The 18346-nt window shown below is 35.0% G+C and carries 18 protein-coding genes and 1 riboswitch; of the genes, 12 read left to right on the top strand and 6 right to left on the bottom strand.

The window, feature by feature from the left end; all coding sequences use genetic code 11:
• Positions 1–106: 106 nt before the first annotated feature.
• Positions 107–1165 (top strand): pyruvate kinase, encoded by a 1059-nt coding sequence (locus ACLBXA_RS08530; protein WP_000151076.1) that lies wholly within the window; start codon positions 107–109, stop codon positions 1163–1165.
• A 50-nt stretch (positions 1166–1215) separates the two neighbouring features.
• Here ACLBXA_RS08530 and ACLBXA_RS08525 read toward each other — a convergent pair whose 3' ends face one another.
• Positions 1216–1497, bottom strand: coding sequence for a DUF1292 domain-containing protein (locus tag ACLBXA_RS08525; RefSeq protein WP_002005464.1), 282 nt, complete (start codon positions 1495–1497; stop codon positions 1216–1218).
• 155 nt (positions 1498–1652) lie between these two features.
• Positions 1653–2336, bottom strand: coding sequence for an NAD(P)H-dependent oxidoreductase (locus ACLBXA_RS08520; RefSeq protein WP_000185604.1), 684 nt, complete (start codon positions 2334–2336; stop codon positions 1653–1655).
• A gap of 128 nt (positions 2337–2464) precedes the next feature.
• On the opposite strand from ACLBXA_RS08520, the gene ACLBXA_RS08515 reads away from it, so the two are divergent.
• Positions 2465–2845, top strand: coding sequence for a winged helix-turn-helix transcriptional regulator (locus ACLBXA_RS08515; RefSeq protein WP_000340656.1), 381 nt, complete (start codon positions 2465–2467; stop codon positions 2843–2845).
• Between the two features lie 161 nt (positions 2846–3006).
• On the opposite strand, the gene ACLBXA_RS08510 is transcribed toward ACLBXA_RS08515, so the two are convergent.
• The 3 genes from ACLBXA_RS08510 to ACLBXA_RS08500 form a co-directional block, all read right to left on the bottom strand.
• Positions 3007–3606, bottom strand: a complete 600-nt coding sequence (locus ACLBXA_RS08510; protein ID WP_000914419.1) for a hypothetical protein — start codon at positions 3604–3606, stop codon at positions 3007–3009.
• Positions 3607–3827: 221 nt separating this feature from the next.
• A complete protein-coding gene (locus ACLBXA_RS08505; RefSeq protein WP_080598387.1) occupies positions 3828–4100 on the bottom strand; it encodes a hypothetical protein in 273 nt (90 codons plus the stop codon).
• 201 nt (positions 4101–4301) lie between these two features.
• Positions 4302–5579: a histidine--tRNA ligase gene (locus ACLBXA_RS08500; RefSeq protein WP_000425331.1), complete on the bottom strand. Its 1278-nt coding sequence runs from the start codon at positions 5577–5579 to the stop codon at positions 4302–4304.
• A gap of 340 nt (positions 5580–5919) precedes the next feature.
• Here ACLBXA_RS08500 and ybaK point away from each other — a divergent pair, with 340 nt between their 5' ends.
• From ybaK to ACLBXA_RS08480, 4 genes are all read left to right on the top strand, one after another.
• The gene (ybaK, locus tag ACLBXA_RS08495) at positions 5920–6396 is read left to right on the top strand and encodes a Cys-tRNA(Pro) deacylase (protein WP_000710860.1); all 477 of its coding nucleotides are present in this window, start codon (positions 5920–5922) and stop codon (positions 6394–6396) included.
• 240 nt (positions 6397–6636) lie between these two features.
• Positions 6637–6740: riboswitch (purine riboswitch) on the top strand.
• 180 nt (positions 6741–6920) lie between these two features.
• Positions 6921–7799 carry a 5'-methylthioadenosine/S-adenosylhomocysteine nucleosidase gene (locus tag ACLBXA_RS08490; protein ID WP_000742457.1) on the top strand — a complete coding sequence of 293 codons (879 nt, stop codon included), beginning with the start codon at positions 6921–6923 and terminating at the stop codon, positions 7797–7799.
• Between the two features lie 211 nt (positions 7800–8010).
• On the top strand, positions 8011–8367 hold the full coding sequence (locus ACLBXA_RS08485; RefSeq protein WP_001229421.1) for a hypothetical protein: 357 nt from the start codon (positions 8011–8013) through the stop codon (positions 8365–8367).
• Positions 8368–8866: 499 nt separating this feature from the next.
• Positions 8867–9694 (top strand): endonuclease I family protein, encoded by an 828-nt coding sequence (locus tag ACLBXA_RS08480; RefSeq protein WP_000672181.1) that lies wholly within the window; start codon positions 8867–8869, stop codon positions 9692–9694.
• Between the two features lie 146 nt (positions 9695–9840).
• Here ACLBXA_RS08480 and ACLBXA_RS08475 read toward each other — a convergent pair whose 3' ends face one another.
• Positions 9841–11271 (bottom strand): YfcC family protein, encoded by a 1431-nt coding sequence (locus ACLBXA_RS08475; RefSeq protein WP_001166977.1) that lies wholly within the window; start codon positions 11269–11271, stop codon positions 9841–9843.
• 199 nt (positions 11272–11470) lie between these two features.
• Between ACLBXA_RS08475 and rraA the strand changes: the two genes are divergently transcribed.
• From rraA to ACLBXA_RS08445, 6 genes are all read left to right on the top strand, one after another.
• Positions 11471–11950 carry a ribonuclease E activity regulator RraA gene (gene rraA, locus ACLBXA_RS08470; protein ID WP_000266045.1) on the top strand — a complete coding sequence of 160 codons (480 nt, stop codon included), beginning with the start codon at positions 11471–11473 and terminating at the stop codon, positions 11948–11950.
• Between the two features lie 339 nt (positions 11951–12289).
• Positions 12290–14152 (top strand): DUF4430 domain-containing protein, encoded by a 1863-nt coding sequence (locus tag ACLBXA_RS08465; RefSeq protein ID WP_001241067.1) that lies wholly within the window; start codon positions 12290–12292, stop codon positions 14150–14152.
• A 57-nt stretch (positions 14153–14209) separates the two neighbouring features.
• Positions 14210–15049 carry a DUF4430 domain-containing protein gene (locus ACLBXA_RS08460; RefSeq protein ID WP_144514220.1) on the top strand — a complete coding sequence of 280 codons (840 nt, stop codon included), beginning with the start codon at positions 14210–14212 and terminating at the stop codon, positions 15047–15049.
• A 22-nt stretch (positions 15050–15071) separates the two neighbouring features.
• Complete coding sequence (locus ACLBXA_RS08455) at positions 15072–15950, top strand: energy-coupling factor transporter transmembrane component T (protein ID WP_016077455.1); 879 nt, start codon at positions 15072–15074, stop codon at positions 15948–15950.
• On the top strand, positions 15923–17584 hold the full coding sequence (locus tag ACLBXA_RS08450) for an ABC transporter ATP-binding protein (protein ID WP_103577927.1): 1662 nt from the start codon (positions 15923–15925) through the stop codon (positions 17582–17584). Before ACLBXA_RS08455 ends, ACLBXA_RS08450 begins: the two co-directional genes overlap by 28 nt.
• The gene (locus tag ACLBXA_RS08445; protein ID WP_079245767.1) at positions 17557–18258 is read left to right on the top strand and encodes an ECF transporter S component; all 702 of its coding nucleotides are present in this window, start codon (positions 17557–17559) and stop codon (positions 18256–18258) included. Before ACLBXA_RS08450 ends, ACLBXA_RS08445 begins: the two co-directional genes overlap by 28 nt.
• Positions 18259–18346 lie beyond the last annotated feature (88 nt).

Below are 18346 nucleotides of genomic sequence, written 5' to 3'. Positions count from 1 at the left end.
GGTTTAACCTTATGAAATTTGTGTAAATTTAAATCTATTCATGTCATTATCTCTGTTATTTTTAAGTTCATATGGGAAACTTATTAAAAAAAGGATGGTGACAAAAATGACAATCGATCGAATTTGTACAATTGGACCCGCAAGTAATAATAAAGAAACGTTAGCACAGTTAATAAAGAATGGTATGAAAATTGTTCGACTGAATTTATCGCATGGCACGCATGAAAGTCATAAAGACATCATTCGTTTAGTGAAATCATTAGATGACTCTATTAAATTTTTGGGTGATGTACAAGGTCCTAAAATAAGATTAGGTGAAGTGAAGGGAGAGCAAATTACACTTCAGGCAGGAGATTCTTTTATTTTACATACAAAACCAGTTACAGGGAGTAATACAGAAGCAAGTGTTGATTATGAAGGAATTGCGAATGATGTGAAAGTAGACAGTAGAATTTTGATTAATGATGGAGAAGTTGAATTAATTGTTGAAAAGATAAGTACGGACAAAATAGAAACAAAGGTTAAAACAGGTGGCAATATCTCATCTCATAAAGGAGTTAATTTACCAGGTGCGACTGTTCGTTTACCAGCTATTACAGAGAAAGATAAAAAAGATATTCAGTTTCTTTTAGAAGAGGATGTTGATTTTATTGCGTGTTCTTTCGTACGAAAACCTAGTCATATAAAAGAAATACGAGATTTTATACAACAGTATAAAGAAACTTCTCCAAGTTTAATCGCTAAAATAGAAACGATGGAAGCAATCGAGAATTTTCAAGATATATGTAAAGAAGTAGATGGAATTATGATTGCAAGGGGCGATTTAGGAGTAGAGTTACCATATCAATGTATTCCCCTTTTACAGAAAATGATGATTCGTGAATGTAATCGAACGAATACATATGTTATTACAGCAACACAAATGCTTCAATCTATGGTAGATCATTCTATTCCAACAAGGGCTGAGGTGACTGATGTGTTTCAAGCTGTACTGGACGGGACGAATGCAGTTATGCTTTCAGCTGAAAGTGCATCAGGAGAACATCCAATCGAAAGTGTGAGAACATTACGTCTCGTTTCAGAATTTGCGGAGCATGTTAAAAAAGATGGACCTTTTGCGATGAAAGATGTACTGCAATTACTGCGTGAGTCTCTGGATGAGTAATAAATAAAAAGAGGGCGGATATGCATCCGCCCTCATGTTTTTCATTCATACTATTCTTGCTCTTGCTCATCCAAAATCTTTTCAAACGCAGCAGATACTTTATCAAACTCTTCATCATTTTCAATGTATGAAAACTCATTATCTTCTTCTACTTTTAAAAAGAAAATATCAATGTCTTCCTCAGTTTCTGTTTGGATATCTTCAACAAAGGCAACTGCAATATATTCTGCGCCTTCGACATCCATCGCTCCAAGTACTTCTACTTCTTGCTCTTCGTTATTCTCATCACTAAGAGTAAACACTTCGCCAACTTCAATATCAGACATATTCATTCTCCTCCTGTTCGACTCTAAAAAATAGAGCGCTCAAACTGTATACATACTAATATATCTTTCCATGAAAAATCAAATTCATACATAAGAAAAACGACTGATAGTTCTTTAGTATAAGTATCCAGCTATTAGGAGCATTATTTGTGTGTGCTATATTACTTAATCCATTCAACAATTGTATCCATAGTCTGTCTTGTTTTATCACGCTTTGGCTCTTCTTTACGGTAACCAAAGGCAACCATAACTGATGCTTCAAAGTTATCGCCTTGTATAATGCCTTCTTGACGAAGTAAAGAATCTACTTCCTCTTTATCAAATCCTTCTATTGGACAAGAATCAATACCGATTTGAGCTGCGCTCGTCATCATATTACCTAAAGCAATATAAGTTTGTTTAGATGCCCAATCAAATACAGCACGATCGGATTGTAATAAGTTAAAATCTGTTTCCTGGAACTTTTTGAAGAATTCATATCTAATTTTTTGAGTGTCTTCAGGCAATCCAATAATATCGTTCATCATATATTTAATATACTCTGCATCATAGTGCATATCTTTAATGTTTCTTGAAAGAACAATGACGAAGTGGCTTGCTGTTGCAAGTTGCCCACCAGCGCCCCATGAATACGGTTGTAGTTTTTCTCTTAATTCTTTATTTTGTACGACAATAAATTTCCAAGGCTCATATCCAAAAGAAGAAGGAGATAATCTGCCTGTTTCTAAAATGAATTTAAAATCCTCTTCTGAAATTTTGTGTATAGGATCGAACTCTTTACATGCATGTCTGAAATGAAAAGCCTCCATAATTTTCTCTTTTGTAATTTCTTTTGTATTTGTCATAAAAGTTCCTCTTTTCGTTAATTTATTTTGTAAGTAAATTATATTTTTAAAGTAACATAGACACAAGTACGCACATTTTTGTGTTATAGTATCAAAAAAGATACTATTGGTAAGGGAAAGGAGTTATGATGGATTGTTCGAATGAAAATAATATAAATTACCCATTTCTAAATAAATATTCTTGTCCAGTTGAAGCTATGGTTGAGGTTATTGGTGGAAAATGGAAAGGGGTTATTTTGTATCATTTATTAGATGGTACAAAGCGGTTTAATGAATTAAAAAGATTAAAACCTAATATCACACAAAGAATGTTAACACTGCAGCTGAGAGAACTTGAAGCAGACGGCATCATCCATCGTGAAGTATACCGTGAAGTTCCACCTAAAGTAGAATATTCGTTAACTGAGCTTGGTGAATCACTACGTCCAATGATTCTATTAATGATGGAATGGGCGACTCATAATATGGAGAAAGTTTTGGAAAGTAGGAATACGAAAAATAATAGTTAAGAGTTGTAAAAATAAAAGGTGTTTTCCATACGTAAAGACACCTTTTATCCCGCATTAACGGGCAGTAAGATCCCCACCTCAAAATTCAGTGGAAGCAAAGAAGTTAGGTGGGGGATGAACAAAACCCCCACTGATTAAAGTTTCACTTTATTTCTATGTTTTTACTTTTTAACTTCAACTGCTGAAATTGCAAAGTCATTCAAGTTTACAGTTTTACCATACCAATCAGAGTGTTTGAAGACGATACCTTTACCATATCCTTCAGTTGAAGTACGATCCCATAGTGTTGTCGAATAGCTAGCAGTAGGGGATGCTGTACTTACAGAAGAAATTCTATTTTGCCAATTAGGAGGCAAATTTTTAAAACCGCTACTAAGAGAAAAATACTCGCCACCTTTATTTGCATGTTCATAGAAATCTGTACTATTAGGTCCGCTCCCTCCAACACCAAGGGGATTGATTGTATTATTCAACCTTTGTTTGTCTTTTTCAATAAAAGAATCTAAACTTTCTTTGTTCGAAAATCCATAAGATAACCAGTCTCCATTTTGATTTTGTTTCGGTAGAACTACAGTTATTTTTACGTCTTCCTTAGATGGAGCACCCAATTTGTTAAACGAATCTACAGTCTTTTCATCTACAGTTACATATTCAAAAGAGCTAATCGAATAATCCTTTTCGGTACTAGCTGATACTGACCCCAGTCCTCCAGTTAACGACGAAACAGTTAATAATGCACCTGCTACCAACTTTTTCAGCATGGATTCATCTCCTTAAAACTTAGATTTTTTACATAACTAAAATGTATGTTAATTTGAATGTTTTATAAATATTTAGAAATTTATAAAAATTAAACAGAATATTCTTTTATTATTCTGGAGTAAGGAAAGTAATTAAAAATGAAAAAAGGTTTACTTAAAAAGTAAATCTTTTTTGCTGACCTATTTCAAAACTCAATGGATTAAAATTTCATTTTATCCATCTATGAATCATAAACTTCTTTTGCATTCGTAGAAGCAGCATCTAATAAAAGGAAGATGGCTGCTATCATATGTAGAAGGATTTCTATATAAGGAAAGAAGGCAACTAGAGTAACGATAATACCTATATAATGAGCGTACGTATTCATGCCTGCTTTTTTAGCTAATAAAATAGTAGTGATATGTAAAGCAATCAATAGTAGTAAAGGTATCCCATCTAGGTTAACAAGACTTGGAAATATATAATAGCAAGGAAGTAATAAAAGATGATAGATCCCTGTAGGCCACTTTAGTGCTTATATGTAAGTTTTCAAAGTAAATCCTCCTAAAATAATTAATATCTATATATTACCAAAAAAGGTAGGTGATTAGATATTAAACACTTGTGGTTTTTAGTATAATATAATTATTTTATGTTAACTAATTGTTTCCTTATCTATAAAATAGAAAAACCACCCAAACGAGGGTGGTTCGTATTATAAATAACTACTTAAAGAAGAAAGGGGAACCTTCACCTCACTACCTTCCTTCATATTCCGCAGCATAACGGTTTCTGTACTAAGTTCTTCTTCACCAATAATAAGCACGTAAGGGATATTCTCTTTATTGGCATAATTAAGAGCACGTTTTAATTTGCGTCCTGCTAGTTCGAGTTCGACTTTTAAGGAAGTGGTAGAACGTAATTGCTGGGCAATTTGTAAGCATTGTAATTCTGTCCCGAGTGAGATGATAAATACATCCGCTGTAGATGATATCGTTTCTTTCTGTGAGAGTGCTGTATAAATAACGTCTAAACCGAATGAAATACCGACTGTTGGATAGCTAATATTATCGCCACGGAATGCCCCAATAATATTATCGTATCGACCGCCGCTACCGATGCTAGATGTAATCGATCCATCTTTTAAAAAGATTTCATATACGGTGCCTGTGTACATTGTAAGTCCTCGCGCTAAAAACGGATTGAATATAGCATTTTCATTTATTCCAAGAGCGATTAAATATTGCTGTAATTGTTGCAATTCGTTTACTCCATCGGCAACGATTGGAGTATTGAAAGCGTCTTTAAAGTCATCAATTGAAAGCTTTAGACAAGATAATACAGTATTACATATTGTATCAGCCATTTCTTCAGAAATTCCGCGCTCTAATACATCTTTTCGTACACCATCAATCCCAATCTTTTCGATTTTGTCTAATGATAAAATGACGTCACTTGTTAATTCAGTAGGGATGTTAATGGCCTGAAGAATACCATTTAACAGTTTTCGGTTATTATATTGGATCGTTATCTCTAAGTTTAATGTTCGGAACAGCTCAAACGCCATGCTCATGAGTTCCGCTTCAGCCATGACTGATTCTACACCGACTATATCAACGTCGCATTGTATAAATTCACGAAATCTTCCTTGTTTAATTGGCCCATCTCGAAATACTTTCCCAATTTCATAACGTTTAAACGGAAGGCGGATGTTCGGATTCATTGCCACGACTTTTGCGAATGGAATAGTTAAATCGTATCGTAAGGCAAGGTCACGTTTTCCTTGATCCTGAAGTGTATATATTTCTTTTAATATTTCATCGCCACCACCGTACTTGTAAGACATAAGCTCATACATATTTAACATTGGTGTCTCTAACGGTTTGCATCCGTATCGTTCAAATGTATCTTCGCAAGTTCTTTTAATTTTATTTCGCAGCACTTGCTCCTCTGGTAAATAGTCTTTCGTTCCTTTTACATTTTTCATTTCCATTGTAATCACTCCTTTTTTTAATTAAAAAAAGCTATGCAGGTATAAAAATACCCACATAGCTTTATGAACGCTTCGTGGGTCAACAGGAAAAGCCCTGTACCCACGAAGAAAAATTTTTCTTCGGATACACGGCGTTACGTATGATGATGAAGTTGGAAAGAAGTATTAAAATTTCGCATTGCAAATCTCTCCTTAACGTAAGTTTTTCCAAATTATATCAGATGATTTTTGAATTATCAATATTTTTAGTTTTGAAATATACGTGAAGTTATGTAGGAGAAATGGAAAAGGGTGTATAATAAAACTTAATAATATGAAATAACCTTTTAAGGAGAACGTTATGAAAAAAGATAAAACAAATGCGATGCGAATATTAGATAAAGAAAAGATCGAATATTCGATGATGTCATATGATCCAGACGATGGGAAAATTGATGGCGTATCAGTAGCCGAGAAAATTGGACGAGAAGTGAGAGAAGTATATAAAACGTTAATCGCTCAAGGAAATAGTAAAAATTATCATGTGTTTATCATCCCAGTAGATGAGGAATTAAATTTAAAAGCTGCCGCAAAAGCAGTAAGTGAAAAGAAGATTGAAATGATTCCTGTAAAAGATATTACGAAAGTGTCAGGATACATTCGCGGTGGTTGTTCACCAGTCGGAATGAAGAAGTTATTTTCTACATGTATCGATGAAAGCGCCCAATCACTTGAAACGATGATCGTAAGTGGCGGGAAGATTGGTATACAAATTGAGCTGAAAGTGGATGACTTGGCGAAAGTGACGAGAGCGCAGTTTGGAGAGGTAACGAAGTAAATATACATATAAAAAGAAGTTCTAGTTTTATAGGACTTCTTTTTATTTTAGGAAGATTTTCATTAACGATTGCTGTAGGATAAACTAGTTTAGTATATAATTTTTTTACGATGTAAGTTATTTGGGAAGGTTATTTTTTCATCGGATTTATCTTTAAAAACGAACATTTTTAAAAACTTAACGAAAAATGTTCATGTTTTAATTGCGCGCACACTAATAGTTTGTTATATTATCCATATAATAATTTTGAATAACATCACTCGTATATACTCGGTAATATGGTCCGAGCGTTTCTACCTAGTTCCCAATGAAAGAACTGGACTACGGGTTAAAGTATTCGGCCGTTCTATGCTAATGAGCGCTACCGATCTATAATTTGGCATTTGTTTTATCTTTTGCTCAATTAACTTTGACTACCGTAGTTCTAGAAAGTAGAGATTCTTCTACAATTTCTAGAACTTTTTTGTTTGGACCAAAAGCATCGAGTATAGAAAACACAACAAGAGAAAGAGGAGAGATTATTTATGAAGAAGAATACGTTGAAAAAATGTGCTGCCCTAGTAACTACTGTTGCATTGTCATTCTCGATACTTGCGGGATGTAATGCGAGTCCGAAACAAGTTGAGGAAAAAAGCAATCAAAAACCTATCTTAATTCAAGGGCCAATGCCGATAGAAGCAGAAAAGTTTGCGAAAAGGCTAAAAAATGTGAAAGAAGAAAAGTCTGGAACTTTTGTATTTTATAAAGGAACTGTCGACAATTATCCTGTAATCGTTGCGAAAACAGGTAAAGGAATGGAGAATACAGCAGCTGCTACAGCGGTGGCTATTGAAAAATATAAACCTACAGCAATTATTAACCAAGGAACATCAGGTGGACATGATCCAAATTTAAATGTATTTGATATTGTATTAGGAAAACAAGTTGCAAATATAGGTTCATTAAAAACAACAAATATGGATGAGAATCAAGGAATTGAGCCGACAAAATGGATATCTATGGACTTAATGGCTTCTGAAGGAAGTGCAGGAGAAGATCCAAATGCTGAGAAAATCCGATACTACGAAGGAGATAAGGATTTACTTGCAGCAGCTAATGCGGTAAAAGATAAATATACAAAAGGTAAAGTGGTTGAAGGTACTATAGGCTCAGCAGACCTTTGGAATAATGAAGTAGATAGAATTAAGTGGTTCCATACAAAATACGGTACATCTGTAGAAGAAATGGAAGGAGCTGCTGCAGCTCAAATCGCGAAAGCTTATGATGTCCCATTTTTAGGGATTCGAGTATTATCTAATAATAAAACAAACGGCGGGAAATATAACCCAAATACAGCAGCCGCAAATCAAGAATATGTATATGAAGTAGTTAAAAAATATATAGATTCAATGCAAAGTAAATAGTAGTAGTTCTGCTCCAGCATAAACGTCAAGTAACTGTAAATGTTTTCGAGACGGATAAACTTGTCTTAGGAATGGTAGTTGAAAAAAAAAGCTTGTTTCTTATAGAAAATATAAGAAACAAGCTTTTTTATTTAAAATAAATTGGGTAATTAAACTATAACGTCAATATATACCGTTGAATATCATAATAATATAATGGGGGTGATGTTATATGGCACTTACTACAGGACCAATTGAAAACGTAGGAAATCAACCTGCTAATGCAAATAGAGTTAGGGTAAAGATCCTTAACCGTACTGCGGGCCCACTTACTGGAGTAGCTAGAGTTTTTAGACTTGACGGTTCATTAGTATTAATTGAACAGGTAAACTTCAATGTGAATTCTAATGCTTCTACTTTTGCAACTCTAAGTTTAGTTCATCCTGCTTTTGGACAAGCATTTGAATATGAAGTTCAAATTGTTCCTAATCAACCTGGTGGACTATATAGTGTTTATGGACTAACAGCTGACAGTGTTATCATTACTGCACAACGTGTTGTGAACTCAGAATTGACACAGTTTCTTTAATTAAAATAGATTGGTGCCTACATGGTATCCAATCTATTTTTGTACGTATTATTCAGAGAAAGAAAGGTTTTACACAAAAATAAAGCCAGTTATAGAAAAGGGAAAAGTCGAGCTATCATCTTGATTTTTATTATTTCTGTCTTAGATTGTATCTGTTTTGTGGCATGGTTTTCTTTGAATGCTTTTTATTCAAACTGTTTTTTAAAGTATTTATCAAATATGCATTATTGCATAAATAAATTTAAATTTATAAGTTAATATTAAACTACTTTTTAATTGTAAAGAATATTTTAATAATCTTTATAAGAGAAGGATATTCCATGTAAAAAGTGAAATTGTTTGGAATGTGAATAAACAAAAAGTTTAGAAGTGATACAGACTGGATAGAGTCGTGTATTAAATAAACAGAAAAGGGGTATGGATTTCTAAAAGGTTTCGGGGGTTAGAAAGCACTTTTTAGTGAATAGCTTCAAATTATATTTTAAAGGGGAATGGGTATATGAAGTTTCGAAATACAAAGATTGCTATGATTACACTATCTTCATTTTTTATTTTAGGTTCTGCATCGCTATCATTCACAGATACTATACACGGTGAAGTAGCTCCTGCATCAGCACAAGAGATTATTGTAAAAAGTTATGACGATACATATTATAATAACGCAATAGGAAAAACGGGGTTAGAATTAAAGAAGGAACTGCATAATATTATTGATAATCATACAAAGTTATCATACAGTGCGGTTTGGGAAGCACTAAGAGATACTGATGAAGATCCAAATAATAAAAATAATGTGTTACTGTTATATACTGGTCGTTCGCAAGGGAAGCTTACGAATGGATCAGGAGTAAATAACTGGAACCGAGAGCATGTTTGGGCAAAATCTCACGGTGACTTTGGAACGACTGCAGGACCTGGAACAGATCTACATCATTTAAGAGCGACGGATGTATCTGTAAATAGTTCACGTGGAAATCTGGATTTTGATAACGGTGGTGTAAATCATTCTGAAGCGACAGAATGTAAATATGATAGTGATTCTTGGGAACCTCGTGATAGTGTAAAAGGAGATATTGCTAGAATGCTGTTTTATATGGCTGTTCGTTACGAGGGGGACAACGGCGAAATAGATTTAGAACTAAATGAAAAAGTGAATAACAATAAAGATGCATACATGGGGAAACTATCTGTTTTATTAAAATGGAATGAACAAGACCCGGTCGATGATTTAGAGCGAAAGCGTAATGAAGTGATTTTTACAAAATATCAACATAACCGCAATCCTTTTATTGATCATCCTGAATGGGTAAATAAAATTTGGAACTAAGATTTTTAAAGGTATTATATTTTGATAAAAGGGATTGATCATTATGATCAATCCCTTCTTATATGTTTACTAGAATAAATGATTTTTATAGGATTGAAGAGGAGAATAGGATAGATATTTTATCAAGTTAAGTATATATGGGTATTTTAGTACGGTCCCCACTCAATATTCACCCCAATAATAAGAAAAACAAGTCCAATGATAAACCAAATGAATGCAAGTGGAGCCATGAATCGAATCCATTTGCCGTAAGAAATGCCGCTTGCTGCGAGAACGCCCATTAAAACACCGGAAGTTGGATTTAAGCAGTTGACTACACCTTCTCCAAGCATAACAGCCTGTACTGTAACTTGGCGTGTAATGTGCATGAAATCAGCTAATGGAGCTAATATCGGAATAAAAATAACCGATTCTCCTGTCCCGGATGAAATAAGGAAATGTAATGCGGCACTACTTACGTACATACCGATAACACCAAATACAGGGCTTTGTCCTTCGAGAGCTTGTGCGAGTTGGTTAACAATTGTATCAAGCAATTTTCCTTGTTCTAAAATGACTGAAATACAACGAGCCATTCCAACGATTAAAGCACCATATATGAGATTTTGGCAGCCCGCTAGAAAAGTAGAAGCGATATCGTTTGCTTTCATGCCACCTATTATTCCGGCTGTAATTGCTATGAAAATAAAAGTAGCGGTCATTTCTGCGTCCGTCCAATGTAGACGAAAAGCGCCTATTAAAAATGCAATTAATGATAAAGCTGAAACGAGTAAAATTAATTTATGACGTATCGTCCAAGGAACTTCTTTTTTCTCTGTTTCTTTTTCGCTTGAAAGAGCGTTACTTGGAAACCAGTTATCGCCAAGAATGCTTCCTTTATTCGATTTTTTCAAGCGCTTTACATACCAATTTATATAAAGGATAGTGGCAAGTAAAAAAGATATATAGATTGCGGTGCGTAAACCAATTCCGGAAAACATCGGAAGTTCTGCAATCTTTTGTGAAATGCCTAAAGGTGAGGGAGATAAAATAGTAGCATTAAAGCCAGCATAAGTACCTAAATAAATAATTGCTACACCGACGATAGCGTCCCATTTCAATGTGCGTGCAACGATGATGCCGATGGGGATAAAACCGATAACTGAATTAACGATAATGCCAGTCGTTCCAAGAATAGAAAAAAGTGCAGCAACGATACAAATGAAAAGTAATTGCTGATTACGAAATTTGTTAATAACATGATAGATTAAACCGTCAAGGGCACCTGTTTTTTCAAGAATTGCAATGGCTCCACCTGTAAATAAAATTAGAAAGATAATAGGAGCAGCAAGTGTCATTCCTTTTTCAATAGCGGTAAAAAAAGAAACAAATCCTACGGGTGATTGCGGAACAGAATGGTAGCTACCTGGTATTGTTGTTGTAACGGTCCCGTTTGTAACCCTTTTAAATTCTCCAGCAGGAACGAAATACGTAGCAATGGCGCAAAGTAAGGCAATAAAAAATAGTAGTACGTAAGCATCAGGCATTTTAAACTTTTGTTTACTAGGTTGTTTTTTTGCCTCAGTTTGTATTTGCATAAAATCCCTCCTTCTTCACTTGGTTAATTTTTAATATTCTGAATTTAATCTGTGAAATAGATTATAATAAAGGTGGCTTCTTAAGGCAATAGTTTTTGTATCCTTTCCCGTACATACAAATTATTGCAATGTTAGACAGGGAAACGAAAATAAGCCAAGAATATGTTATGTAGAAAGAAAAAGGAAAAGAGGGAATAAGATGTGGAAAACTACGGATCTATGTGATGAATTTGAAAAGGAATTACAAATATGTCGTCAGTCTTTTCGATCTTTTGGGAAGAAAGAACAATTCCACGGGAAAATTGCAACTGTAAAAGTGAAAGATGATAATGTACTAGTGCAGGAAGGATTGCAAACATTACCAGAAGGAACAGTATTAGTTGTTGATGGCGGAGCGTCTACTAATTGTGCGTTACTCGGTGATAATTTGGCAGCTATTGCGGAAGAAAGAAAGTTAGCAGGAATTATTGTGAATGGGTATGTTCGTGATTCTAGCGAACTAAAGAATATTAATATTGGTATTTTAGCGTTAGGAACGATGCCAAATAGAAGTGTGAAAGAAGGAAAAGGAGAACGAAATATTTCATTGCACTTTGGAAAAGTGGATTGGAATCCAAATGAATATGTTTATGCGGATGAAGATGGCGTCATTATTAGTGAAAAGAGTTTACATAGTTAAGAGTTAATAAGTTATTATTCTTAGAAAATAAATCCGATAAAGCATGGACAAAATTCTTTGTCAATAGTAAAATAATACAGAAATTTAAAGTTTACAGAATGTATAGGTTTATCGTTTTACGATAACTTAAATGGAAGTAAGTTGTGCCAAGAAAAGTGAATGTTATCACAATGATACGTTCATAAACAAAATTATTTTTCCTATACAAATATAGCCGCGAATAATGCGGGTAGGAGGTGTTGTACATTTTTGTTCGACACTTACAAAAAGAGAGTGTCAATCGCACGCCCTTGAAGGGCCTTTTTTTGTGTAAATGGTAGTAAGGGAGGAAATTTTGGGATGGCAATGTTGAAAAAGTGGCTGCTTACGTCGTTAATGGCAGTGACACTTGTATTTGTTTCTTTTGCGAATACAGTACATATTACGTTTGCTGAAGAAAATACAGCAAAACTTGCAATTATTGGGGAATCACAAAAAGGCATTATGTTATGTCCGAAAGAAGAGCAAATTAAAGATGGGGAAACAGCTTTAAGTTTGCTGCAAAAGGTCATGGGGGACAAGGTAGAATCTGAAACGATGTCGTTTGGAACATATGTAAAAGGCATCGATGGCTTAATGGCCGGGGCTACAAGTGGTTGGACATACGATGTAAATGATACATCTGCACAAGTTGGGGCAGATAGTTATAAATTAGAGTCTGGTGATGTTGTTGTATTCCGTTTTGTTTCAGACTGGAGCAATATGAGCCAGGAAACATTGAAAGAAACGTTAGATAAGTTCGGGACTTGTAAAACAGAAGAACCTAACGGTGGCAAAACAGAAGAACCAAAATCAGAAGGTCAAGATGATAAAACGCCAGATGGGAAAAACCAAGGCGACCAAGACGGTAAAACGCCAGATGGGAAAAATCAAGGTGACCAAGACGGTGAAAAACCAGATGGAAAAAACCAAGGTGACCAAGACGGTAAAACGCCAGATGAGAAAAACCAAGGTGATCAAGACGGTAAAACGCCAGATGGGAAAAAAACAGAACAACCACAGCAAGAGAACATTCAAGATCCAAGTGCACAATTAAACGAAGCCATTTCTAAAACATCAGATAAGATGTTACAAGATGGAATTGAAAGTGACTGGGTAGCTGTAGCGCTTTCTCGTTCTGGAAAGAATGTGCCAATTGAGGCAAAATTAAATTATGTTAAGTCAGTAACTGAAAAAGTAGAAAAGCGTATTAACCGTTTTTCAGCGACAGATTTAGCTAGAACAATTATTATGATGAATGCAATGAATGCAGACCCTAAAAATGTAGGTGGACATAATTTAGTTCAAAAATTGTATGAGTCAGATAAAGTGAATTCTGTTACAGGTTATGCATTTGCTTTACTTGCATTTGATACGAAGAAGTATGAGATTCCAGTTGAATCAAAATGGAACAGAGTTGCTCTAGTGGAAGCACTGTTAAATAATCAGCATACAGACGGTGGATGGACTTATAATAGTTCAGGTAGTAAAGATAGTGCTAGTAGCGTTGATGTAACAGGTATGGTTTTATCAGCATTAGCTCCTTATCAAGAGCGATCAGATGTGAAACCAGCTATACAAAAAGCTGTTGCTTATTTATATAACGAACAGCTGCAAAATGGTGGTTTTTCAGCTGATGGACAAGAAAATTCAAATAGTACTGCGCAAGCAATTATTGGATTATCGCTTGTTAAAGATGTAGATCAAAACCGTCTTCATAAGGCAATACAAAACCTATTATCATATCAACTTTCAAATGGTGAATTTAAATGGTTACCAAGTGATCAAAATGGTAACGGAATGGCTACAGAACAGGCTCTTTTAGCATTACTTCAATTTAAGGAAATGGGAAAATCTATTTATGATTGGTCTAATGTAGACGTTGGTGATGTAATTAAGCCAAAACCGATTGAAGAGCCAGAAAAGGTCGTTGAACTAGAAAATAATGTAGTAGAAAAAGAAGTTACTGAAGAACCGAAAGAACAAGACCAAGTACAACAAGAAACAAAAGATGAAAATCTAAAAGTAGTTGTAGATAACGAACCGGTTAAGAATAAAAAAATCGGAAACGGTAACAGTCTACCAAAAACAGGAGCATCTTCTCATAGTGCAGCAACAGAAGTAGGTATGGGTGTATTATGTATTGCTTCTGCATATGTATTATGGAGACGTAAAGCAGCTTAACAAAAAATTAGGAGCAATTATTTGCTCCTAATTTTCGTATGAAAGGTGAGAGATAGGATGAGTAAGGTGAAATGGTTCATTTCTTTACTGCTTTCGCTCGGGCTACTTGCCGGATGTGAAGAGGCAGCTGTAAAGCCTGAGAAGAAGGTAGAACCGAAGCAAGAAGAGGTAGCGAAACAAGAAGAACAAAAAGATGAAGCGAAGCCGGAAGAAAAAACAGAAGAAAAGCAAGCTGAATCAGAGCAAAAGCAGCAAGAAGAGCAGAAAGAGAAACAAGAACAAAAAGTAGAAGAGAAGCCGAAAGAGGAAAAGCCGCAGGCACAACCAGAGGTAAAGAAAGAAGAGAAACAACAGGAACAACCGAAAGAACAGCCGGCTGTAAATAAGCAACCAGAGCAGCAACCAGCACAAGAAGAGAAACAACAACCGAAAGCACCAGAAGTAAAAGAAGAAGCAAAGGTTGTGAATCAGCCGAAAGAAACACCGAAGCAGGAGCAAAAAGTTGATCCGAATAAAGCGGAGAAAACGATACCGACTCCGGCAGTACCAAAACCTGAACCACCAAAACCAGATCCAGTACCAGTACCGAAACCGCAAGCAAAACAAGTAACAATCTCGGTAAAAGGAAATAACGGATATATAATGGGTGCGAAAAAGATGGATGTACAAGAAGGCGATACAGTGTATAAAGTATTGCAACGTACAGGATTAGATGTTGATGCAAGCGGATCTAGAGATAGTATTTATGTAAAAGGTATTAATGATTTATATGAAAAAGATATTGCGGATACTAGTGGATGGAAATATCGTGTGAACGGTGATTTTCCAAACCATAGTGCTGGTGTAGCTACGGTAAAACCAGGAGATACAATTGAGTGGGTATACGTATTACAATAAGAAAGGCATTCGGTAAAGGGCTATGAAAATAAGTTTTTCTTCTTTACATCCTTTTGTGAATTTTTTCTATTATATCGGGGTGATGATACTATGTATGATGTGTCTTCATCCTCTTTTTTTAATTGGAGCAATACTATTAATTGTTATTTTAAATGTGATGCAAGGGAATAGCGAAAAGATAAGAAAGATGTTACCAAGCACAATTATTTTCTTTTTTATGGTCATTTTATTTAATTCGTTATTAACGCATAGAGGCCGAACGACATTATTTTGGTTAGGTGATAGCCGTATTAAGCTTGAGGCGATTATGTTTGGAATAGTAATGGGGTTATTACTAGTTGCAGTTATGTTTACGTTTGCGTCATACAATGATATTATTTCCAGTCATAAATTTTTATATCTGTTTTCAAGAATTTCACCGAAAGTTGCATTGTTAACGATGATTACAGTGAGATTTGTTCCTTTGTTTATAAGGCGATTAAAGAAAATCACACTCATTCAAAAGACGAAAGGTGTGCAGGTAGATTCAGGTTCGATAATTGAACGCGTCAAAAATGGTATGCAATTGCTGCAAGTATTATTAATTTGTTCATTGGAAGATGCACTGCAAACGGCAGATTCTATGCAAGCTCGTGGATTTGGTGTAACGAAACGTACGACATATATTCGCTATAGAATGGAAAAACGAGATTGGTATACGCTCAGTTATTTAAGTATTCTATTTATAATTGCTATCATATGTAGTACGTATGGCGGAGGAAAGTTAATCATTTATCCGAAAGTCGAATCTATTTTATTTCAGCAATACGATGGGATGATGTTTATCGTATTTACGATGTTTATTAGTTTACCAATTATAATGGAAGGAAGGGAATGGTTATGGTGGCGCATGCAGAAATAAACAATTTATCATTTGTATATGCTGATGAAAATGAAAAAGCGTTACAGCATATTTCTCTTTCTGTTCAAAAAGGTGAGTTTATTGCACTTACTGGAGAATCGGGATCTGGGAAGACGACGTTATTAAAACATTTTAAAAAGGAGTTACTTCCAATTGGTACGCGTTCTGGAGAGATATTTTATGAGGGTGTTTTAATAGAGGAAGTAGCTGATTTGTTATCTGCCCAAGAAATTGGGATGGTATTTCAAAACCCAGAAAACCAGATTGTTATGGATACAGTGATTCAAGAATTAGCATTTTCTTTAGAAAATATCGGATTACCATCACATATTATTCAAAAAAGAATAGCAGAGCTTATTAGCTTTTTAGGATTTCAAGATTTATTGCATCAATCTGTTCATACGTTATCTGGTGGGCAGAAGCAGCTTGTCAATTTAGCTGCGGTATTAGTTATGCAGCCGAAATTGCTATTATTAGATGAACCGACAGCGCAGTTAGATCCAATTGCTGCAAAAGAGTTTTTAGGATTATTAAAACGGATTAATGAAGAACTTGGAATTACGATTATTTTAAGTGAACATCGTTTAGATGAAGTTATCCCGCTTGCAACACGCGTTGTTTGTATGGATAATGGCTGTATTATGTATGATGGTAGTCCTAAAACTGTTATTACGAATATGTGGGGAGTAGAAACATTCCGTCCATTTATTCCGCAAATTCCAAGGCTATTTTTAGAGTGGAATGTGAGAGATATTCCGTTTACGGTGCGAGAGGCGCAAATGAAAATGAATAATTTTTCAGCGATATCATATGTAAATGAGCCAATAGCACAAAGTGAAAAGCAAGAGGTAATTTTAAGCGCAGAGCATATTTCGTTCCAATATGAAAAAAATAGTCCGCTTATTTTACGTGATTTATCAGTTTCGATTGAAAAAGGAAAATGGGTAGCGCTCGTTGGGAAGAACGGGACAGGGAAGTCTACACTGTTAACGATTTTAGCAGGATTACAAAAAGCGAGAAGAGGGAAAGTAAAGTGGAATGGGAAAGTGATACATAAAATTGATTCGAAAGAACGATTTAAAAGTATTGGGTATGTATCGCAGCATCCATATTATCATTTTACATTTGATACAGTGTGGGAAGAAGTGTATGAACGTGCACGTGAATTATACGGAGAACAAGGAAAAGAAATAGCAGAAGATACGCTAAAACAGTTTTGGTTGTATTCGCTTAAAGAACGCCATCCGCACGATTGTAGCGGAGGAGAGCAACAACTTCTTGCATTATGTACGACGTTATTATCAAAGCCGACTTTATTATTACTTGATGAACCGACAAAGGGGCTAGATCCGTGGAAGAAAGAAAGAGTAGGAGAACTATTTAGGAAGCTACAAAAAGAAGGTACAACAATTGTAATGGCAACGCATGATATTGAGTTTGCAGCGAAATACGTGGATCAATGTATGATGTTATTTGATGGAACAGTCATTATGAATGATGCACCGAAAGAATTTTTTAGCGGCAACTTCTTTTATACAACATCTATTAATCGATTCATTCGAAAAGAATTGCCATATGCATTAACGTGGGAGGATGTGTACGAAGCGTGTCCAAACGATATGTTGCATTTATAATATGTATCTTTGCAGTAATAATCGGCACATTACTTCTTACGACACTTGTCATGGACGGTTATTACATGTTAAGTAGTTTGTTTATATTAGCAGTTATTATGTTGCCTTTCTATATCCGTTTTGAAAGAAAGGCGTTTGTTTCACGTGAAATTGTTCTCGTTGCTGTATTAGCGGCAATTGCAGCAGTAAGCCGGGTGCCATTTTCTATTTTACCAAGTGTACAACCAACTTCTTTTGTCATTATCGTTTCTGCAATTGTATTTGGAAGTGAAACTGGTTTTATGATTGGTGCTACAGCAGCAATCATATCCAATATTTTTTTAGGACAAGGTCCATGGACACCGTGGCAAATGTTTTCATGGGGCATGATTGGTTTTATAGCAGGTCTACTTCGTAATACATTTTTTATGAAAAAGCTATGGGGAAGACTTCTTTACGGAGTAATTGTTGGCTTTTTATTTGGCTGGATTATGAATTTCTGGGGCCTTCTCGGTTTTATACGAGAAGCAACGTGGGAAACTGTCATTTCGTATTATATCGCAAGTTTTTACTTTGATTTGAGCCATGCGATTTCGAATGTTATTTTCTTATTACTATTTAGTACTTCATGGATTACGATTCTTACAAGATTTAAAAAGAAATACGGTATATTAGATGAGCATAACGTGACATAGAAAAGCATACTCATATAAGGTAGGGTCGCGACTTACATATTCGTTTGCCTCTTTCATGCTTCTTACATATTGTAAGGAGCATTTTTTT

Source organism: Bacillus sp. D48C (genome assembly GCF_053345735.1).
This window is presented reverse-complemented; position numbering and strand designations above follow the sequence as displayed.